20 protein-coding genes, 1 tRNA gene and 1 pseudogene are annotated in these 19,993 nt (G+C 69.0%); 14 read left to right on the forward strand and 8 right to left on the reverse strand.

Annotated features, from left to right (window positions below; all coding sequences use genetic code 11):
- The first annotated feature begins 14 nt into the window (after positions 1-14).
- The 4 genes and pseudogenes from ACGFNU_RS04080 to ACGFNU_RS04095 form a co-directional block, all read left to right on the forward strand.
- Complete coding sequence (locus ACGFNU_RS04080) at positions 15-2,006, forward strand: DUF3987 domain-containing protein (RefSeq protein WP_392589974.1); 1,992 nt, start codon at positions 15-17, stop codon at positions 2,004-2,006.
- A 207-nt stretch (positions 2,007-2,213) separates the two neighbouring features.
- A complete protein-coding gene (locus tag ACGFNU_RS04085) occupies positions 2,214-2,420 on the forward strand; it encodes a helix-turn-helix domain-containing protein (RefSeq protein WP_392589976.1) in 207 nt (68 codons plus the stop codon).
- 19 nt (positions 2,421-2,439) lie between these two features.
- The gene (locus ACGFNU_RS04090; RefSeq protein ID WP_392589978.1) at positions 2,440-3,348 is read left to right on the forward strand and encodes a site-specific integrase; all 909 of its coding nucleotides are present in this window, start codon (positions 2,440-2,442) and stop codon (positions 3,346-3,348) included.
- A gap of 33 nt (positions 3,349-3,381) precedes the next feature.
- Positions 3,382-3,585 (forward strand): annotated as a pseudogene (locus tag ACGFNU_RS04095) (tyrosine-type recombinase/integrase); the annotation flags it as partial.
- A 212-nt stretch (positions 3,586-3,797) separates the two neighbouring features.
- On the opposite strand, the gene ACGFNU_RS04100 reads toward ACGFNU_RS04095, so the two are convergent.
- The 5 genes from ACGFNU_RS04100 to ACGFNU_RS04120 all read right to left on the reverse strand — a co-directional run bounded on the left by ACGFNU_RS04100 (position 3,798) and on the right by ACGFNU_RS04120 (position 6,166).
- Positions 3,798-3,885 (reverse strand) — tRNA-Ser (locus ACGFNU_RS04100).
- Positions 3,886-3,895: 10 nt separating this feature from the next.
- Positions 3,896-4,372 carry a tRNA adenosine(34) deaminase TadA gene (gene tadA, locus ACGFNU_RS04105; RefSeq protein ID WP_392589980.1) on the reverse strand — a complete coding sequence of 159 codons (477 nt, stop codon included), beginning with the start codon at positions 4,370-4,372 and terminating at the stop codon, positions 3,896-3,898.
- Positions 4,365-4,802, reverse strand: a complete 438-nt coding sequence (locus ACGFNU_RS04110; protein ID WP_392589981.1) for a hypothetical protein — start codon at positions 4,800-4,802, stop codon at positions 4,365-4,367. Before ACGFNU_RS04110 ends, tadA begins: the two co-directional genes overlap by 8 nt.
- An 81-nt stretch (positions 4,803-4,883) precedes the next feature.
- Positions 4,884-5,369 (reverse strand): tRNA adenosine deaminase-associated protein, encoded by a 486-nt coding sequence (locus tag ACGFNU_RS04115; RefSeq protein ID WP_392589983.1) that lies wholly within the window; start codon positions 5,367-5,369, stop codon positions 4,884-4,886.
- A 152-nt stretch (positions 5,370-5,521) separates the two neighbouring features.
- A complete protein-coding gene (locus ACGFNU_RS04120) occupies positions 5,522-6,166 on the reverse strand; it encodes a hypothetical protein (RefSeq protein WP_392589985.1) in 645 nt (214 codons plus the stop codon).
- Between the two features lie 85 nt (positions 6,167-6,251).
- Between ACGFNU_RS04120 and upp the strand changes: the two genes are divergently transcribed.
- The 8 genes from upp (at position 6,252) to ACGFNU_RS04160 (ending at position 14,303) form a co-directional block, all read left to right on the forward strand.
- Positions 6,252-6,890, forward strand: a complete 639-nt coding sequence (gene upp, locus ACGFNU_RS04125; RefSeq protein ID WP_392589986.1) for a uracil phosphoribosyltransferase — start codon at positions 6,252-6,254, stop codon at positions 6,888-6,890.
- Between the two features lie 573 nt (positions 6,891-7,463).
- A complete protein-coding gene (locus ACGFNU_RS04130) occupies positions 7,464-7,724 on the forward strand; it encodes a hypothetical protein (RefSeq protein ID WP_392589987.1) in 261 nt (86 codons plus the stop codon).
- Positions 7,725-7,800: 76 nt separating this feature from the next.
- Positions 7,801-7,959, forward strand: coding sequence for a hypothetical protein (locus ACGFNU_RS04135; RefSeq protein ID WP_392589989.1), 159 nt, complete (start codon positions 7,801-7,803; stop codon positions 7,957-7,959).
- A 7-nt stretch (positions 7,960-7,966) separates the two neighbouring features.
- Positions 7,967-8,494, forward strand: a complete 528-nt coding sequence (locus ACGFNU_RS04140) for a PH domain-containing protein (protein WP_392589991.1) — start codon at positions 7,967-7,969, stop codon at positions 8,492-8,494.
- Positions 8,495-8,789: 295 nt separating this feature from the next.
- A complete protein-coding gene (locus tag ACGFNU_RS04145; protein ID WP_392589993.1) occupies positions 8,790-10,187 on the forward strand; it encodes a helix-turn-helix domain-containing protein in 1,398 nt (465 codons plus the stop codon).
- 596 nt (positions 10,188-10,783) lie between these two features.
- A complete protein-coding gene (locus ACGFNU_RS04150) occupies positions 10,784-11,800 on the forward strand; it encodes an aminotransferase class V-fold PLP-dependent enzyme (protein ID WP_392589995.1) in 1,017 nt (338 codons plus the stop codon).
- Between the two features lie 350 nt (positions 11,801-12,150).
- Positions 12,151-12,840 (forward strand): FadR/GntR family transcriptional regulator, encoded by a 690-nt coding sequence (locus tag ACGFNU_RS04155; RefSeq protein WP_392589997.1) that lies wholly within the window; start codon positions 12,151-12,153, stop codon positions 12,838-12,840.
- A gap of 98 nt (positions 12,841-12,938) precedes the next feature.
- Entirely contained in the window at positions 12,939-14,303 is a 1,365-nt protein-coding gene (locus ACGFNU_RS04160; RefSeq protein ID WP_392589998.1) for a CynX/NimT family MFS transporter, read from the forward strand.
- 524 nt (positions 14,304-14,827) lie between these two features.
- On the opposite strand, the gene ACGFNU_RS04165 is transcribed toward ACGFNU_RS04160, so the two are convergent.
- Both ACGFNU_RS04165 and ACGFNU_RS04170 read right to left on the reverse strand, forming a co-directional pair.
- Positions 14,828-15,130 carry a type II toxin-antitoxin system VapB family antitoxin gene (locus tag ACGFNU_RS04165; protein ID WP_392589999.1) on the reverse strand — a complete coding sequence of 101 codons (303 nt, stop codon included), beginning with the start codon at positions 15,128-15,130 and terminating at the stop codon, positions 14,828-14,830.
- 18 nt (positions 15,131-15,148) lie between these two features.
- Positions 15,149-16,006 carry a neutral zinc metallopeptidase gene (locus tag ACGFNU_RS04170; RefSeq protein WP_392590001.1) on the reverse strand — a complete coding sequence of 286 codons (858 nt, stop codon included), beginning with the start codon at positions 16,004-16,006 and terminating at the stop codon, positions 15,149-15,151.
- 218 nt (positions 16,007-16,224) lie between these two features.
- Here ACGFNU_RS04170 and ACGFNU_RS04175 point away from each other — a divergent pair, with 218 nt between their 5' ends.
- On the forward strand, positions 16,225-16,725 hold the full coding sequence (locus ACGFNU_RS04175) for a SigE family RNA polymerase sigma factor (protein WP_392590003.1): 501 nt from the start codon (positions 16,225-16,227) through the stop codon (positions 16,723-16,725).
- 825 nt (positions 16,726-17,550) lie between these two features.
- The gene (locus ACGFNU_RS04180; protein WP_392590005.1) at positions 17,551-18,933 is read left to right on the forward strand and encodes a DUF2079 domain-containing protein; all 1,383 of its coding nucleotides are present in this window, start codon (positions 17,551-17,553) and stop codon (positions 18,931-18,933) included.
- Here the strand turns inward: ACGFNU_RS04180 and ACGFNU_RS04185 are convergent.
- Positions 18,930-19,913, reverse strand: coding sequence for a zinc-dependent alcohol dehydrogenase family protein (locus ACGFNU_RS04185; protein WP_392590006.1), 984 nt, complete (start codon positions 19,911-19,913; stop codon positions 18,930-18,932). The two genes, ACGFNU_RS04180 and ACGFNU_RS04185, sit on opposite strands and share 4 nt — an antisense overlap.
- Between the last annotated feature and the right edge of the window lie 80 nt (positions 19,914-19,993).

Raw genomic sequence — 19,993 nt, forward strand, 5'->3', positions numbered from 1 at the left:
GGGAGGAACCTGCCTTGACCACGCCCCGCTTGCACGTCATCCACGGCGACGACCCGCACGGCCCGGCCGCCGAGCTGGCCGAGTTCGTCCGGCCACTGCCGCACAACATCGAGGCCGAACAACACACCCTCGGCGCCCTCATGCTCGACCCCACCGCCCTGGCCGAGGTGCGCGGCCTGCTGGAGGGCACCGAGTTCTACCGCCCCGCCCACGGCCTGATCTGGTCGGCCATCGTCGGCCTGGCCGACCGAGGTGCCCCGTTCGAACCCGTCGCCGTGGCCGCCGCCATCAACCCGCGCGACCTGGCCGCCCTCGGTGGCGCCCCCTACCTGCACACCCTCATCAGCCAAGTACCCACCGCCACCAACGCCACCTACTACGCCCACATCGTCCGCGATCTCGCTTACGCCCGCCGCGTCGTGTCCACCGGCACCCGGCTCATGCAACTCGGCTACAGCGCCACCGGCGACACCGACACCGACCTACGCGGCGCGGTCGCCGCCGAGATGCACGCGCACGCCGCCGCCCAAGGGCAGGGGTGGGCGGACCCGGCGCCGTTGTCGGCCGCGCCCGACTTGCCGCCGTTCCCGGTGTGGGCGTTCCCGGACTGGCTCGGCGAGTACACCGCCGGACTGGCCGAGGTCACCCAAACCCCACCCGACCTAGCCGGGTCACTGGCCCTGGCCGTGCTCGGCGTCGCCGCCGGCGGAAAGGTGTGGGTCCGCGCCACCACCTGGACCGAGCCGACGAACCTGTTCACCCTCGTGGTGCTGCCTCCGGGCAACCGCAAGTCCGAGGTCTACAAGCACATGACCGCCCCCATCAAAGCCGCCGAGGCCGTCTTGGTGGAACAGGCAAAGCCACGCATCGCAGAGGCCGCCGTAGCGCGCAAGGTCGCCGAGGCCAACGTAGAGAAGACCGAGAAAGCCGCCACCGCAGCCCAAGACCCCACCCAACGCGCGCTCGCCATGGACGAGGCCACCGCCGCACGCCTGGACCTGGAAGACACCCCGATCCCCGCTGAGCCGTGCCTGTTCTCCGATGACGCCACCGTCGAAGTACTCACCACGCGAGTTGCCGAGCAGGGCGGACGCTTCGCGATCCTGTCACCCGAGGGCGAGATCTTCTCCATCGCCGCCGGACGCTACTCCGGCACCCCGAACCTGGCCATCCTCAAGTCCGGACACGCGGGCGAAGAGATGCGCATCGACCGCACCGGACGCGCCGCCGAACGCATCACCGCCGCCACCATCACCCTGGGCATCTGCACCCAACCCGGCGTCCTGGCCCGCCTCGGCGAAACCCCCCAATTCGGCGAACAAGGACTACTCGGCCGCCTGCTCTACTCCGTACCCGCCTCGCTCCTAGGGTTCCGCAACGAACGCCCTGACCCGATGCCCGAGCATGTCCGCGATACCTATCAAGCCAACGTGACCGCGCTCATCCTGTCGCTGGCTGCGTTGCCCGAGACTGCCACTCTGAATTTCGCGCCGGACGCTGAGGCCTCCATTCTCGACCTTGCTCGCGAGACCGAACCGCGCCTACGGCCCGGTACCGGCGACCTGGCCCACATGACCGACTGGGCAGGCAAATACGTCGGCGCAGTCGTCCGTATCGCCGCCCTATTGCACCTGGCAGAGCACTTCCGCGACGGATGGGACCGCCCCATCACGCTGGCCACGTTCAGCAATGCCCGGCTCATTGGCGAGTACTTCACCATCCACGCACAAGCCGCCTACGACGCCATCGGCGCCGACCCCGCAGTCAACGACGCCCGCGCCCTCCTGGACTGGGCCGAACGCACCGGTACGACACGGTTCACTGCCCGCGACGTGATCCACGCCCTCAAGCGCTTCCGCAAGGTGGCAGACCTGGAGCCCGCCATTCGGGTCCTAGAGTCGCACGGCTGGATTCGACGTCTTCCGACACTGCCCAAGAGCGGCCCCGGACGCAAGGCCGGAACCACCTACGAGACGCACCCCAACGCCATAGGCGATCTCCCATGACCCGCCGCCCCGCCTTTACCGAGCGTCACGGCGAGAGGCTTACCGCCCAGAGCGGTCAACAAGCAACAGGTCCACAGAATCTAACGAAATCCATTCTGTTGGATTCTGTTGACCCGTTGACCGTTGCCAGACCTCCACCGTGGCCCGGCTGCCCGCGACGCTCCGTAACCCCGCCCGCCGCCGTTCCGTCAACCCGGAGGTTCCGCAGTGACCGCCCTCATGTCCACAGAGCCGGATCTTCTCCTGACCGTCGAGGAAGCCGCCCAGCGCCTGAAGATCGGCCGGACGCAGATGTACAGCCTCATCACTTCCGGCGAGGTCCAGAGCGTGACCATCGGCCGCCTACGCCGAGTCCCCGCCGAATGCCTCGCCGCCTACGTCTCCGGCCTCCTGGCCGCTGCCCAGTCCAACTAGCCAAGGGGGAACAGCCACCATGGGGCGCAACGCCAACGGGCGATCCAGCATCTACCAAGGCAAGGATGGTTACTGGCACGGCCGCGTGACGGTCGGCACCAAGGACGACGGCAAGCCCGACCGCCGTCACGTCATGGCCAAGACCAAGGCCGAGGTCACCGCGAAGGTAAAGAAGCTGGAAGAACTGCGAGACAAGGGGAGGATGCCCAAGGCCGGACAGCGCTGGACCGTTGAGAAGTGGCTCCGGCACTGGATCGACAACATCGCGACCCCACCGAGGATCTCTGAGAACGCACACGCCGGATACCGCGTGGACGTCGAGAAGCACCTCATCCCCGGCATCGGCGCTCACCGCCTGGACAAACTCACCCCCGAACACTGCGAGAAGCTGTACGCCAAGATGCAGGAGACAAAGGGGCTCTCGGCCGGAACGGCACACCACGTACACCGCACCCTTCGCAACGCTCTCAACGTCGCCGTCAAGCGTGGGCACCTTGGCACCAACCCCGTTCTCCTTGCCACCGCACCGAGGTTGGATGAGGAGGAATTCGAGCCGTACGAGATCGGCGAGATCAAGAAGCTACTCAAGGTCGCGGGGGAGCAGCCACGCAACGGTGTTCGCTGGGTCTTCGCGCTTGCCCTCGGGCTTCGCCAGGGCGAAGCCCTCGGCCTCAAGTGGGAGGATGTTGACCTCACCACCAGCATGATCCGTATCCGGCGTGGCCGCCTACGCCCCAAGTACCTCCATGGCTGTGAGGCCGAGTCCTGCGGTCGCCGTAAGGCGGGTTACTGCCCGCAGCGCCGACAGGTTCGGGCGGAGACCGGGCGGACCAAGTCCAAGGCCGGACGCCGCATGATCGGGCTCCCCGCGCCGCTCCTGGAACTCCTCAAACGTCACAAGGCTCAGCAGGAAGCCGAGCGTGATTAGGCGCGGCAACTCTGGACGGACAAGGGGTACGTCTTCACCAAGCCGGACGGGGAGCCACTCAACCCCTTCACCGACTACCACGAGTGGAAAGACCTACTCGTGACGGCCGGACTTCGTGAGGCCCGTCTACACGATGCCCGCCACACGGCCGCGACGGTCCTCTTGATCCTCGGGGTGCCGACGCCCACCGCGATGGCCATCATGGGGTGGTCGAGCGCCTCCATGGCCAAGCGGTACCAACACATGAGTGACGTCATCCGAAGCGACGTCGCCGAGCGCGTAGCCGGTCTTCTCTGGGAGCCCGCCGAGGATCAGGACGACGACCCCGAGGGGAGCCAAGGCGCGGCCTAAGAACGGCAACTGAGACTAGAACTGAGACTAAAAGCGCTGAGGGCGAGACCGGTTGGTCTCGCCCTCATAGCGTTTGGCCGGGTGGACGGCCATCTGGGTGGCGGTGGTGGTGGGATTCGAACCCACGGAAGCTTGCACTTCACACGCTTTCGAGGCGTGCGCCCTCGTCCACTAGGCGACACCACCGCGGGAGAGCCTACCCGACTCTGCGGTGCACGAAGAACTCGGTGAGGAGGGCGCCGCACTCGTCGGCCAGGACTCCTGCGAAGACCTCGGGGCGGTGGTTGAGGCGGCGGTCGCGCACGACGTCCCAGAGGGAGCCCACGGCGCCCGCCTTGAGGTCGATGGCGCCGTAGACGATGCGGTCGACGCGAGCCTGTACGGAGGCGCCGGCGCACATCGTGCACGGCTCTAGCGTCACCACGAGAGTGCAGCCGGAGAGGCGCCAAGTTCCGAGGGCGGAGGCGGCTTCGCGTAGGGCGATCATTTCGGCGTGGCCGGTGGGGTCACCGGTGCGTTCGCGGTCGTTGTGGCCGCGGCCAATGGTGGTGCCTGAGACGTCGAGGACGAGGGCGCCCACAGGGACCTCGTCCGCCTCGTACGCCAAGCGGGCCTCGGCCAACGCCTGGCGCATGGCTGGGGCGTACTCCTCGTCAGGAGTGAGATCAGTCACGGAGCCGGTCGAACTCCTCGCCGAAGCCCGCCAGCTCGGCCACGGTGAGCAGCGCGTCGCCTGGCATCGCGCGTTCGCCGAGCTCGCTGAGACGCTTGCCGTCGACGCCGAGGTCGTCCATGAGGTCGGGGTCGCCCGCGGCGTCGCCGTCGGGCACCTCGCCCACGAGCTGATGGAACAGCCCGCCTAGGCCGTCCTCGCGGACGGCGGACACGAAGGCGCGCGGATCCTCCTCGCCGTCCAGACGTAGGACGGCGAACCAGTCGTCGTTCTCCTCGATCAGGAGGATCACGGGGTCGCCGTACGACTCGACGGCGCATTCGCGCATCAGGTCGGCGACATCGTCGACGCTCTCGGCCTCGGCGAGCATGGCCTCGGCCCCCAGCCAGCCCTGTGGGGTCTGGGCGAAGACGGCGGCGAAATAGGACACGTGGTTATTGTGACCCACCGGGTTGCGCCGAACACACCCTTGAACGTCCGCTTCGCGCGGATAAGGCGAAGTCTGGACAAATCAGGAGAGTGCGTCGAGTGCCCGTTCGAACGGCTGGGCGAAGCCGAGGCGCCCGGCGATGCTCAGCAACATCTCGTCCGGGTAGAGCTCGAGGTCGCCGGAGATCGCGCCCAGCTCCATCTCGTCCAGCCCGAGATCGGCGAAGATCGACATGTCGCCGACCGGGAGCACCTGGTCGAGTTCCTCGTCCTCGGGGATCGGGATGTCGAGATAGTCGAGGACCTGCCCGGCCAGCGGCCAGTCGACCGACGCGGTGACGTCGGAGAGGAACACCATCACCTCGTCGCCCAGCAGCCGGATCGCCACGAAGAAGTCGTCGCCCACCGACACCAGGCCGATCGTCCCGCCGAGGCTGGGCTGCTGGCGCAGCGCGTGGACGAGTCCCGTCAGGTCCTCGGTCAGCGCTACCGGGAGGATCTCGGCCTCCCAGCGATCGTCTTCCCGATACACCACGACGGCGAAGTCCGTCGCGTCCACATCCGTCATTTCCACCCCACCGGCACGGTTCCTGCCAGGGCATGGTCGCAGATGCAGCGCGCCCTCGCGTACCCCACCCGCAAACTCGGGCGTGCGACCGCCCGCGTGGTGAGGAACAGCGCTGGTTCCAGCGCTGCCGGTACGAACCTACTTGATTTGGATCAGTTGAGACGGAACGTGCGGCGCCGCAACGCCGCGTGAATCCGCGCCCGCCGTGCGCGGTGCGGGGTCACGCGCTCGCGCAGTTCACGCGCCTCGGCGAGCTCGCGCAGGAAGATGGCGCGGCGCCGCAGGTGATCACGTACCTGCTCCGGGGTCGGCTCCGCGTCGTCCTCGGCCGCCTGGTCTCCGGCTGCTCGGGGGGACGGCGGGGTGCTGGCGGTGTGAGGGGGGCGCCGCGTGGCGCTCGCGGAGGACGTGGCGTCGGCGGGTTGCGGCGTGGTGTCGGCGGGCCGCCGTTTCCCGTCTGCGGGCTGGGAGGTTCCGGGGGCCGCCGGTGAAGGGGTGTGCCGCCGGACGGTGCGTACCGCCCGGGAGGTCGGCACGAGGGTCAGGACGAACGGATCGAGGACGACCGGAATGGCGTCCGCCGCGCGTCCGGCTCCATGGTCGTCCACGGACGCCGCGCGCCCGGCTCCGTGGTCGTCTACGGCGTGCGGGTGCGCGAGCCGGCGTCGCGGGCCGCCGAAGCCCGCCGCCGGAGTGTCCGCGACGTCCTCCTCCTGCTCTGTCGGTGCAGGTGGGGACGGGGATGTGTCCCGGGCCGCGGGGGTACGGGACGGCTCTTTGTTGCGATCTCGGGTCATAACGGCATACTGCCCAGCTCAGGGGACTCATATCCTCATGGGGTCCGAGATGGCAGGCTACCTGGCGTGGGCTACCGTGAGCCCCATGCAGACCCTCGCCGTGGATCACCCGCTCGTCGCGCACAAACTCACCACGCTGCGGGACGTACGGACCGATTCGCCTACGTTCCGGCGGCTGGCCGACGAACTGGTGACGCTGCTGGCCTACGAGGCCACCCGAGACGTACGCGTCGTCGAGGCCACCGTGGAGACGCCGGTGGCAGCCGCACAGGGCGTTCAACTCGCCAGCCCCAAGCCGCTCGTAGTGCCCATCCTGCGGGCCGGTCTCGGCATGCTGGACGGTATGACCCGGTTGCTGCCCACCGCCGAGGTCGGTTTCCTCGGCATGATCCGCGACGAGGGCACGTTGCAGGCCCAGACGTACGCGACGCGCCTGCCCGACGACCTGTCCGGCCGCCAGTGCTACGTCCTCGACCCGATGCTCGCCACGGGCGGCACGCTGGCGGCGGCGATCCAGTTGCTGCTCGACCGTGGCGCGAACGACGTGACGGCGCTCTGCCTGCTGGCCGCTCCGGAAGGCCTGAAGTACATGGAGCAGGCGTTCGAGGGCACCGAGGTGCCCATCCGGGTCGTCACGGCGGCGGTCGACTCGCACCTCAACGAGCAGGGCTTCATCATGCCGGGCCTCGGCGACGCGGGAGACCGCCTCTACGGCGTCGTCTGATCCTCGCGAACCGACCGCCCCTCCCGCGCTGGCTCCCCTCCCGAGCCACGCGCTCCTTTTGAGCCGCGCGTTCGCCCGAGCCGGGCGTTCGCCCGAGCCGGGCGTTGTGCCGAGCCGGGCGTTCGTGCCGAGCGGGGCGTTCGTGCCGAGCCGGGCGTTCGTGCCGGGCCGCGTTCGTGCCGGGCCGCGCGCTCCTCCCGAGCGGGGCGTTCGTGCCGAGCGGGGCGTTCGTGCCGAGCCGGGCGTTCGTGCCGAGCGGGGCGTTCGTGCCGGGCCGCGCGCTCCTTCCGAGCGGGGCGTTCGTGCCGAGCGGGGCGTTTCGGGCATCGAGCCGCCTGCTGATCATCACCCTCTGTGAACGATTGTTTCCGAGACGTCCTTCAAATCGCTCTTTTGAGTAGCTCGTCATTACTCTGTGTAGGCAAACCGGGCGTTGTGCAGGATTTCGATGTTCACACGTGAGTCACCGTGGGTAATAAAGTGCTACGGAACGTCAACGATCGTTCCTCTCCACCGCCCCGGCACAGGGGACCGTTGGCCCAGGGCGGCGTGAGCGAGGCTCGAGGAAGCGTGATGGCTCACCTGAGGAATGGCGACCTGCCAGGCTACGAAGAGATCGGCGAGCGGCTTACCGAAGAGTTCGCCGGGGTTCACGCGCAAGAGACTGTTTCACGCTGTGTCGCGGCGGCGCGGCACGGCGCCCAGGAGGTCACGGGGGCCGCTACGCCGGACCTCGTCGAGCGGATCGCGCGCAAACACCTGCAGGTCCTCGCCATGGTGGCCGCCGAGAAGCTGCGCCACGCGACGCGCACGACACTGGGCAACCCGCCCTAGCCCGTGCTTTGTCGGGGGTCACGGCTGTGCAAAACTGACCTGGGGTCTGTGGGTCATCGTGGTCCGGGAGGCAGTCGTGCCCGCCAAAAAGTACGTCACATGGGTCGCTGTGGCCTTTGTGGCCTTCTATGTGTTCAAGCAGCCCGAAGGGGCCGCCCAATCAGTGAACAACGCCGCCAACGGCCTAGCCAACGCCGCCGACTCGCTCGCCGCCTTCGTCGGCGCGCTCGGCTGAGGCGCTCATGAGACTCGTGACGCCCGGCGACTCCGCGCCGGCGTCGGTAAACAAATACTTGCTCCCCCATGAGACCCAGGTCATCACCGTACGGCGGCACCCGGCGGTGCTGATGGTGCCGGTCGGCCTGGTCCTCGGCGGCCTGATCATCGCGGGCGTGCTGAGCAACACCGTCGCCAGTGACGCGGGCGCCGTCATCAGCTGGATCTGGTGGGGGTGGCTGATCCTGCTCGCCTGGTTCGTCTGGCGGGTGGCCGAATGGTCCGTCGACTACTTCGTCATCACCAACCAGCGGATGTTGCTGACCACCGGCCTGATCACGCGCAAGGTCGCGATGATGCCGCTGGCCAAGGTCACGGACATGAGCTTCAAGCGCACCATCGCGGGCCGCATGCTCGGGTACGGCGAGTTCGTGCTGGAGTCCGCCGGCCAGGATCAGGCGCTGTCGGCCGTCCCCTATCTGCCCTATCCCGAGCAGCTCTACCTCGAAGTCTGCGAGATGATCTTCCCCAACAAGAACCCGTCCGACGACTGATCACCAGCCCCGTCCCCGAGAAACACCCTGTCCCGAACATCCCTCCACGGGTCGGCGCCGCGCTCGCCGGTCCTGGTGGTCCCGACGTCGCGGGTGAACGGTCTCTGGCCGTAGGGCCAATTCGAGGTTGAACGGCTCGCGGTGGCGTCCGTACCACCAGGATGAATGGCGAGCCCGGTAGGACAAGAGATGATCACATTCCCTATCGCTTCGTTACTCTCGATGTGCGATAACCCGCAATGTGCAATCATGTCGGCACCCCAGCCGCCTGATTACTTCCGCTAAGTGAGTCCACATGCCGGGTCCAGGCAACGTCGGCGAGCGTGTCCGCAACCTGCGGCTGACCAGACGCCTCTCGCAGGCACAGCTCGCTGGTCACGACCTCTCAGACAGCTATATCTCGTTGATCGAGTCGGGTAAGCGAACGCCCACCCCGACCGTTCTTCGCATGCTGGCCGAAAGGCTCGGGTGTACGCCCGAGTACCTCGCAGAGGGCGTCGAACCAGAACAACGCGCCCATCTCGAAGTCCGGGAGCGCCATGCGCACCTGGCCCTCCTCGACGGCGATCCCGCCGGCGCGGAGGCGGCCTTCGAGGAGGTCCTCGCGCGCAGCGACGATCCCGACCTCACGTCCCGCGCACGCTGGGGCCGCGCCCGCGCCCTTGAGGAACTGGGCCGCACCGAGGCCGCGATCGCCCTCTTCGAGGAGCTGCGCGAGCAGGCTGAACGCGACCCGGGCCGGGCCAGCTGGCTGCCCCCGGTGATCGCCCTGGCGCGCTGCTACCACGCCGTCGGCGACCTCGGTCAGGCGATCGCCCTCGGGGAACGCGCCCTGGCGCGCCTCCAGCACCTGGGCCTCACCGTGGGCCAGGAGTACACCGAGGCCGGGCGAATCCTTCTGCTGGCCTATGTGGACCGATCCGACCCAGACCGCGCCCACGCCCTGGGCCGCCGTCTGCTGGCCACGGACGAATCCGAGGACGACCAGCCGAGCACGCATTACCGCCACGCCAGCACGCGCGCACTGGAGGAAGGCGCCGTGGGCGACTCCCTCTACTTCGCCGAGCAGGCTCTGGCGGTACGGGGCGGAGCGCCGGTGCGGGCCCAGGCAAGGCTCAACCTGGCCGCCGCAAGGGCGCTGCTGCGCGGAGTCACCCCGTTCACGGCGGACGCCGTCGCCGAGCCCGAACGCACCGCGGCCGCCGAAGCACTCGACCTGCTGGGGGCCACGTCCGTCCTCGAAGGCGCCGAGGCCACCGAGAGCACGATCGAACGGGCCCGCGCGCTCGTCCTCGTCGGCGAGCCGGAGCAGGCGATCGCCTCACTCGAAGACTTCCTGGACACCGGCCTGGCCCTCGCCGCACCAGTGCCTCCGGCTCCGGCCCCGGGCCTTGGCAGCGACCGTGGCGCCCGCGTTCGCAAGACCGTCCAAGCCCGCCTGGTGCTGGCCCGCGCCCGCATCGTCCAAGACGACCGTCCGGCCGCCCTCGTGGTGCTGAATTCCGCCAGCGGCCAGATGACCGGCCTCCCCGCGAGCCGCCCCGCGGCCCACATCTACCGGGAGCTGGGCGAACTCTTCGAAGCCGCCGGCGAAACCGACGGCGCCGCCAACGCCTACCGCCAAGCCCTAGAGGCCATAGGCCTGCGCCCCTCCCGCCCCCAAGCCGCCGCCTGCGACCTAGGCCGAGTCTGACCCCACCCCACCGCCCCGGCGACCCACCCGACCGCCGCGCCGCGCCCACTCCGGCGCGGCTGGCGCGGCCCCACCGAGCCCGACGCGCCAGGTAGTCGCGGGTGTGCCCGGCGGGCCGACCGCCTGCGGGCGCGCGACACGCCCGCTCCGTTGTCCCGGCCGGGCGCGTCCATCCCGCTTGCCCCGGCCCGGTGCGCCCACCTCGCCGCACCTGGCGCGCCGCGTCCACTCCGCGGCGCTCGAGACGGCGCACCCGCTCCGCTATGTCCGGCGCGGCCCCTGCGGCGATCGGCACGGGGCGTCCGGTTCGCCGCATCTAGTGTGGCGCGCCTGCCCTGCGGCGCCTGGCGTACGCCCGCTCCGCCGTGCCTGGCGCGGCATCCCCGCTCCGCCGTACCTGGTGCGGCACGCTACCCGCGCACCTGGCCCGACGCGTCCATTCCGGCTCGTGGTCGGCCCTGCCGCGTTCGTGGGGTTCTGTCCGAACTCGGTTCCGACGACGAGAGGGGAGTTGGCGATGGGCGGCTTCTGGGCGTTCTGTTGGGGCATGTCACGCTGTTTCGGCAGCTTCGGGAACATCTGGACGGGGATTGATCATGCGTTTTGACGATGCGGTGACGTTGTGGGATGTCGAGCCTGGCTGGCTGAACACCGCCAGCTACGGGGTGCCGCCGCGGCTGGCTGTCGAGGCGCTGCGGGGCCCGTTGGATGAATGGAGCCGTGGAGCCACTGGCTGGGACGGGTGGGACGAGTCGACGGGACGGGCGCGGGCCGCGTTCGCCCGGTTGGTGGGGACGGTCGCGGAAAATGTTGCCGTGGGCGCGTCCGCCTCGCAGTTGATGGCTCCTGTGGCGGCCTCACTGCCGGCTGGGTCCCGGGTTGTCGCTCCTGACATCGAGCACACCTCCACGCTGTTTCCGTGGTTGGTGCACGATCTCGACGTTCGTACAGTGCCGCCCGTGGAGTTGTCCGCGGCGATCGACGACAGGACGGCGGCCGTCGCGTTCAGTCTTGTTCAGTCCGCCACCGGCGAGGTCGCCCCGATCGACGATGTCGTGGCCGCGGCCCGTCGGCACGGGGCGCTGCTCGTCGCCGACGCGACCCAGGCGGGCTGGCTGCCGGTGGACGCGACGCGGTTCGACGTGCTGGTGGCGTCAGCGTACAAGTGGCTGATGTGCCCGCGCGGTACCGCTTTCGGTTACTTCAGCCCCGACGCCCGCGACCGGATCCCGCCGCTTGCCGCGAACTGGTACGCAGGCGAGGGCGATGCCTCTTACGGCCCGCCGCTCCGGCTCGCCAAAGACGCCCGCCGGTTCGACATCGCGGTCCCGTGGTTCTCGTATGTGGCCGCTGCGCCGACCCTGGAATTGCTTCTGGAGATCGGCGTCGGCGCCATCCAGGAGCATGACGTACGGCTCGCCAACCGGTTTCGCGTTGGCCTGGGCATGCCGCCTAGCGACAGCGCGATCGTGACCGTCCACCAGTCCGACTCGGCCAGCCGCCTGGCGGCCGCCGGTATCCGAGCCTCCGTCCGCAATGGCGGATCTCGCCTCGCTTTCCACCTGTACACCACCGAGGCCGATGTGGACGCAGCTCTGAACGCGTTGACCTGAGTGCGGGCGCCGAAGCGATCTGGCTTCGTGACGCGCTTGGAGGCTCGCTGTGTTTGGCCGAACAGCTCTTCGTCGGGGCGGATTTGGGGATCGCCCACAGGTTGGGGCGGCTGGGGGTGGGGGTTGGCTGGGATTGAGCGGGGATGTCCAGGTGGCGCCGGTACAGGGTGTGGTGTCGGGACGGGATTTCGGCTCGGGGTGCGTTTGCTCACAGTGTGGGGGCTGACCTGGGTCAATGGGCGGGTTGGAATAGACGGGGGCGGTTTTCGGTCCTAACATGGAGACATGGGATGATTGGCTGACCGGAGGTTAGTGAGCCACGTCTCCACTGGAGAGCCGAGGGGGGAATCATGACGCTGCGCACAGCCCGGCGTTCGTCGTTGGTCGAGCAGGTTATCGACCAGCTGCGGGACGAGATCGCGACCGGGGTGTGGGCAGTCGGTGCCAAGATTCCGCCGGAGCCCGTGCTCTCCGAGAGCCTCGGTGTAGGGCGCAACACCGTGCGTGAGGCGGTACGGGCGCTGACCCATGCCGGATTGCTGGAGTGTCGTCAGGGCGACGGTACGTACGTCCGAGCCACGAGTGAGCTGTCCGGCGCGGTGCGGCGGAGGCTTGAGACCGCCGAGCTCATCGAGATTCTCGAGGTGCGGCGGGGCCTGGAGGTCGAGGCCGCCCGGCTGGCCGCCGCGCGCCGTACCGACGACGACATCGCGGCGATCAACGAGGCGCTGGCCCGCCGGGACGCGCAGTGGACGGCCGGTGACCACGCGGCGTTCGTCGAGGCCGACCTGGCGTTCCACATGGCGGTCGTCGAAGCCACCCACAACCAGGTGCTCACCGACCTCTACCGCGACTTCAGCGCGGTGCTGAGGGCGAGCATCGGGGCCGCGGGCAACCTGCTCCAGCACTCCGACATCCCGCACGCGCCCATCGCCGACGCGATCGCGGCGGGTGACGCGGCCGCCGCGGCCCAGGCCACCCATTCCTGCCTGGACGAGATCCTCCGTTCGACGGAACGGCCTGCGGCCATACCGGCTTGACCCTTCAGCGGTCCATGGCACGGCCCCTTCGTCCTTGAAGGCTGCCGTTTTGCGAGCGTTCCTCTTTCCCCTGCACGTACGCGTATGACGAAGGCGATATGAGTTTTTCTGCCCGTTCCTCCCGTCCGACCACGATCTGGATGCTCGCCGGCCTGATCCTGCTGACGATCAACCTCCGGGCCGCCATCACCGGCATCTCGCCGCTGCTCGGCGATCTGCAGGACACGTTCGCGCTCTCCGGTATCGAGGTGAGCATCCTCACCACGCTGCCGGTGCTGTGTCTCGGGATCTTCGCCTCGGTGGCGCCCTCGTTCGCCCGCTGGTTCGGCGCGGAGGTCGCCATCGCGGGGGCACTGGTCATGATCACGGCCGGGATCGTGCTGCGGGTGGTCCCGTCGTCGCTCGCGCTGTTCGCTGGAACGGTCCTGGCGGGCGCCGGCATCGCGATGGGGAACGTGCTCATGCCCGCGGTCATCAAGCGGCACTTCGCCCACCGGGTGGGTTCCCTGACGGGGCTCGCGATGATGCTCATGGCAAGCAGCGGCGCCGTCGCCGCCGGACTGGCCGTGCCGCTGGACGACGCCGGTGGCTGGCGCCTGGCCTTGGCGGTGTGGGCCGTCCCGTCCCTGATCGCGGCGCTGGTGTGGGGACCGCTCGCCCTGCGCGGCCGTTCCGAACGTGACGCGTCCACTTCTGGACGTGAGCTTTCGGCTGTTGGACGTGGGCCGTCTGCTTCCGAGGATGGGCCTTCGGCTTCCGAGGGCGGCTCGTCCTCGGGAGTTGCCGGGAGGGCCGCCGAGACCGGTTCGCTGCTGCGCTCGCCGCTGGCCTGGTCGGTGGCGGTGTTCATGGGCATGGCGTCGCTGATGTTCTACGTGCTGATGTCGTGGCTGCCCGAGATCATGCAGGACCACGGGTTCGCGGCGGCCGAGGCCGGGATGATGGTCTCGTACATGATGATCATCGGTATTCCGCTCGGCTTCGTGGTGCCGGTGCTGGCCGCTCGCCTCCGTGACCAGCGTTTCCTGGTCGTCGTCGTCGCCGCTGCGATGGTCATCGGCCTGATCGGCATGCTGCTCGCCCCGAGTGCCGGATGGCTCTGGGTGACGATTCTCGGGCTCTCCACGGGCAGCGCGTTCCCGCTGGCCTACACACTGCTCAGCCTGCGTTCACCCAGCCCCGCTGTCGCGGCCCGCCTCTCGGGCATGGCCCAGACCGGCGGTTATCTGCTGGCGGGCTTCGGACCGCTGGCCGTCGGTGTCCTCCACAGCATGACCGGCGGCTGGGAAGTCTCCCTGATGCTTCTGCTGGTCTTGGTCGTACCCGAGACCATTTTCGGCCTGATGGCGGCGCGTCCGGGCTTCGTCCGCCCGAGCCTCACCCACCCCGAGGGATCTGTCGAGCAGCTCATCGAGCCCAAGGACATCCCCGTTCCCGCACGCACGCCCGTCAACGCCCGCTGACCTTCTCAGATCGACGGCGCCACAGCTCAGCACAGCAGCCCGCCGCGCCTAATGAGGCGCCGCGCCGCCGCGGCTCGGCTGTGCGACGCGGCGGCGCGGTTGCGACGCGGCGGCACGGTGATGGTGCGGGTAGCACGGTGGTGCGCCGGTGCGAGGCGGCGGCCGGGGGTGTGGCGCAGCGACGCGGTAATGGCGCAGCTCAGCGGCACGGATCAGTGCGGCAGCGTGGCGCGGCACGACGGCGCGACGCGGTGGCGGCTCGGCTGTGCGACGCCGCAGTGCGGTGGCGCGGCGGTGCGGATAGAGGTAGTGCGGCGGCACGGCATGGTGACGCAGCTCAGCTGCGCGGCTCAGCGGCATGGCTCAGCGTGGCGCGGCTTGGTGGTGCGAGGCGGCGGCCGGGGGCGCGGCGGTGTGGCGCAGCGACGCGGTGGTGGCGGTGCGGTGGCGCGGCTCAGCGCCGCGGCTTGATGGCGTGGCTTGGGTTGTGGCGGGCGTCTTTTCTGGCTTGGCCGCTGGGTCGGTCAGACGGTGGCGTCTAGGTCCAGGACTCGGGCGTGGAGGACTAGGCGTTGGTGCAGGGCCGCTCGAAGGGCTCGGTGGAGGCCGTCCTCCAGGTAGAGCTCACCGTGCCACTGGACCACGTGCGGGAAGAGATCCCCGTAGAACGTGGAGTCCTTGGCCAGGAGGGAGTGCAGGTCCAGCTCGCGTTTGGTGCTGACGAGCTGGTCCAGGCGAACCTGGCGTGGTGGGATCTTGGCCCAGTCCCGGGACGAGAGTCCGTGCTCGGGATAGGGCCGCCCTTCGCCAACCGCCTTAAAGATCACGCCTCCGAGTCTAAGGGGTCAGATGGAACCCGAGAAGGTGTCGCACCGCCGGGGGTCGCCGGCCTCGTAGCCGGTCGTGAACCAGCGACGCCGCTGTTCAGAGGTTCCATGGGTGAACGCGTCGGGCTCTACGTGCCCCTGGGTACGGCGTTGGATGCTGTCGTCGCCGACCGCTTCGGCGGCGCTCAAAGCCTGCCGAATGTCAGTGTCGGTGAGTTTCTCCAGGAACCCTGTAGCGACCGCGTTCTTGGCCCAGACGCCGGCAAAGCAGTCGGCCTGGAGCTCCACCCGCACCGCTCCGCTTTCTGCGCCTCGGGCACTTGACCTGGATTTGTCGAGCGTGCCCTGAAGATTCTGGATGTGGTGACCGTACTCGTGCCCGACGACGTACGCCTGAGCGAACGGTCCTCCCTCGGCGCCGAACTGTTCTTGGAGCTGCCTGAAGAAGCTGAGGTCCAGGTAGACCTTGCGATCGCGCGGACAGTAGAACGGGCCTACGTCTGAGGTGGCGTATCCGCAGGCCGTTTGGGTGGCCTGGCTGAAGAGTTGTGTCTTGGCAGGCGTGTAACCGGTGAGCGTCCGCTTCCAGTAGCTCTGGATGCTGTTGACGGTTCCGACGATGCGGCAGTCGTCGGACTGGTCTGCGTCCGCTCCCGTGCGGCATTTGGCGGAGAGGTCGACGCCGGAGCCTGCCGGCTGGGCGGGCTGCTGGGACGGGGAGCCGCCGCCGGTCACGTCGATGCCGAAGAACAGCCCGAGGACGAGCGCGAGGAGCCCGACGGCGCCACCGCCGATCGCGATGCCGCCCTTGGGCACGCCGCCGCGAGCGTCCTCCACCTGGGAGCTGTCGAGCTCGGCGTCGTCCCTGAAGTCCATGCCGGCCTCTCCTTCAAGGGCGGTGCTCGCACCGCCGATGATCCTGGTAAGGGCGGCTTTCCCTCAGGGCGCCGCCCCTAACGCGCGGCGAATCGAGCTCAACCTTTCGGGCAAATGCCCCGGCGACTGCAATAACGTGATTTCTCCGAGCGTGCTGTCAACCGGTTGCGGCCCCGGAGCGTATGTCTTGCGATGTCCACCGTCCCGGGAGCAGGCGTTTGACCGTCGAGGAGTTCGAGGAGTTCTACGCGCATGCGGTCAGGCGCCTGATCGGACAGCTGTTCCTGGTCACCGGCGATCTGCGGGAGGCCGAGGACGTCGTCCAGGAGGCCTTCGTCCGCGCCTGGAACGCCCGGCGGAAGCTGGACCGCGAGAGATCGCCCGAAGCGTGGGTGCGCCTGACGGCCACCCGGATGGCGATCAGCCGCTGGCGCCGCCGGACGCGTAGTACCGAGGCGTGGCTGCGCGTCGGCACGTCCGCCGCCGCGGAACCAGGTCCCGGTCCTGACGCCGTCGCCGTGGCGCGGGCGCTACGCAGCCTGCCCGCACGGCAACGTCTCGCGGTGGTCCTGTTCTACGTCTGCGATCTGCCTGTCGAGCAGGTCGCGGCCGAGGCCGGGATGTCCGCCGGAACGGTGAAGACGCACCTGTCGCGGGGCCGCCGGGCGCTGGCTCCGCTCCTCGACGACTCCCTCGAGCCGGAGGAGCACGATGTCTGAGCATGAACGGGCCGTGGAGCCGGACGACGAGCGGCTGCGGCGCAGGCTCCAGGCGGCCGCCGGTGCCGGGGCCCAGGCCGCGCGGCCGGTCGAACGCCGGCGGATCGAGGTCCTCGGAAGCCGTCGTCGCAGGCGCCTGCGTCTGACCGCCGCGACCGCGGTGATCGTCTCTGTCGGGATGGCCGTCGTGGCCGGGGTGCTCGTGTCCAGGGACGAACGGCCCCGTCCCGCTGTCCCGGCCTCGTCCCCGGAGACATCGCCGTCGCCCAGCCGTGCGGCCACGCCCACGCCGACCCGTACGCCGCCCGGAACGGTCCTGCCCTCCAAGGGCGGGACGGGTACGGCGACTCCGAGCAAACCGGCGACACCCACTCCGACCGGCTCAAAGTCGCCTGCCGCACCTGTCTCCAAAACGCCGACCCCCACGGGCTCCAAGTCCCCGACCCCCACCGGCACTGGGACGCCCAGATCGAACGGCTCCGTGACGCGCAACGCGGCCGGCTCCGGGAAGCCAGCATCAGCCGACTCCGGGGCGCGTATGTCAGTCGGCGCCGTATCACCCGTATCGAATGGCTCGTCGGCAAACTCCAGGACACCTGCATCGGCCAGCTCTCTGGTGACTACCGCTGGGCTACCGACGTCCGGCGGCGCCATGACGTCCTTGGGGGGCTCGCAGGCGGGCCGCCGATGACATACGGCTCTGCGGTCGGCAACCGCTCCGGCAAAGCGCCAGAAGCGCCAGAAGTACTGGACGCGTCCGAGGCGCCCCCTCAGGAAGCCACCACAACCGAGGCGAGCGATCCCAAGCCAAGAAGTCCGAGAGGATTGGCGCTCCGCCTACGCGGCTCGACGCTCCTGGATCCGTACCTGCTCGCCGCCGCCTTCTTCCTCGCGTACGCGATCGTGTCGATTTCTCGCTATCTCCGGGCGGAGACGCGCTCCTGGGACTTGGGGATCTTCGAACAGGTCGTTCGTTCGTACGCGCATCTGCAGGCGCCGATCTCCGACCTCAAGGGCCCTGGATTCGTCATCCTCGGCGACCACTTCAGCCCCGTGCTCCTGCTGCTCGCCCCGTTCTACCGGCTCTTCCCGACCCCCGTCACCCTGCTCGTGGCGCAGGCCGTGCTCCTCGCGCTGTCGGTGGTTCCGGTCACGCGTGCCGCCGCGCGTCTGCTCGGACGAGCCCGTGGTGTGGCGATCGGCGGCGCATACGGGCTGTCGTGGGGCATTCAGGGCGCGGTCGACTTCGACTTCCACGAGGTCTCCTTCGCCGTCCCGCTGATCGCGTTGTCCCTCGAAGCCGTCCTGGCCCAACGCTGGCGTCCGGCGCTCCTCTGGGCCTTGCCGCTGCTGCTGGTCAAAGAAGACCTAGGCCTGACCGTCGCCGCCCTCGGCCTCGTCGTCGCAATCCGGACGCGGCGTACGCACCAAACCACGGCCCAGATCGCCCTGGCGGTGGCACTCACCGGCGTATTGGCGTTCTTCGTAACGGTCGGCGGGATCATCCCGGCGTTCAACGACGGCGGCGGCTACGACTACTGGGCCAAGCTCGACCCTGAGGAGACCAGCCCAGGCAACGCACTCCTCAACGGCGCAGGCGACAAACTGCGCACGCTCCTCTGGATCCTGGTCCCGACGACGGGCCTGCTCGCGCTCCGCTCACCCCTCCTGATCGCCATCGTGCCCACGCTGGCCTGGCGATTCGCGTCGCAGGACGAGAACCACTGGAGCATGTTCTGGCATTACGACGCGATCTTGATGCCCATCGTCTTCCTGGCGCTCGTGGACGCGATCACCCGTGCCCGCGTCTCCGTCCGGCCGTGGCGGCGCGCGTACGCCTTCCACCTGCCCGCCGCCGTCCTCGCCGCCGCGCTCGCCCTCACCACCACCCGCCCGCTCGCGTCGGTGCTCGACCTGGCCACGTACAAGCCGACCCCCGCCGGCGAGGCCGGTGCCCGAGCGCTGGCCGTCATCCCGGACGGCGCGACGGTCGAGGTCAACGTCCGCCCGATCGCCCAGCTCACGAGGCGATGTCGCGTCTTCTGGTTCGGCAACACCGCCGGCCAGGTGCCCGACTACATCGCGTACTACGACCGGGCTGTGAGCGCCGACATCATGCTCGGGTACGCCAAGCAACTCCACCCTTCGGCCACGTACACCTTGAAAACTCAAGACGCCGGCTACTGGGTTCTCCAGCGAACCCGTTAAGCAGTAACGACGATCTTGCCGACCTGGGTGTTGGACTCCATGTGCCGGTGGGCCTCAACGATGTCGCCGAGCTCGAAGGTGCGGTCGATCACCGGCCGGAAGGCGCCCGCGCGGAGCCCGGAGGCCACGAAAGCCGCCGCCCGGCGCAGCCGCTCCGGATCGGTCGTCGTCTCGTGAACGGTGTACGTCCGCATGTTCAGCGCGGGCATGCCGAGCTCGAACCCCGGATAGGGAGTGGGCTCACCGCTCAGCGCCCCGTACTCCAAAAGGGTGCCACCGGGCGCAACAACCTTGGCTAGATCCACAACGCCAGGCCCCGCCACAGCATCGAAAACGAACTCGGCCCCTCCAGTCAGCGCCATGACCCTTGCGACCACGTCCTCCTCCCCGGTAACGATCACCTCGGACGCCCCCTCCTTGAGCAGCGCGTCTTTCTTGGCCGCGGTCCTGGTGAGGGCGATCGGCGTGGCCCCAACACGGTTGGCGAGGTGGATGGCGGCCAGCCCGACACTGCTGGACGCCGCGTTCAGCACGACCGTGTCCCCGGCGCGCATCCCGCCGACCTCGACAAGCGCGCCGTAGGCCGTCAGGTAGGGCATCCAAACCGCCGCGCCCTCGACCGCGTCGATCCCCTCAGGCCGAGGCACGACCGCCGCCGCCGGAACGATCGCCCGCTCGGCGTAGACCGAATAGTCGTTCTGCGAGAACGCGGGGACAACGCTCACCCGCTGGCCGACCTCGAAGGCGACACCCTCGCCTACGGCCTCGATCTCTCCGGCGGCCTCGGTGCCGAGCCTGCCCGGAAACTCCCTGACCTCTTCGATGTAGTGACCGCTCCGGAACAACGCCTCGGCCCGGTTGAGACCGATCGCGTCCACCCGTATCCGCACCTCACCAGCCCCGGGCTCGCCGACCTCCAACTCCTCCACCCGCAACACCTCGGGCCCGCCAAGCTCGCGGAACAACACCGTCCTGGCCATGACATCTCCCTTCACGTCGATGAATCCAACCTCAAAGTACGACCCCGGTCAAACTTTGATGCTCATCGTACTTTGACGTC

The sequence above is a fragment of the Spirillospora sp. NPDC048911 genome (assembly GCF_043198015.1).
GTDB lineage: Bacteria > Actinomycetota > Actinomycetes > Streptosporangiales > Streptosporangiaceae > Spirillospora.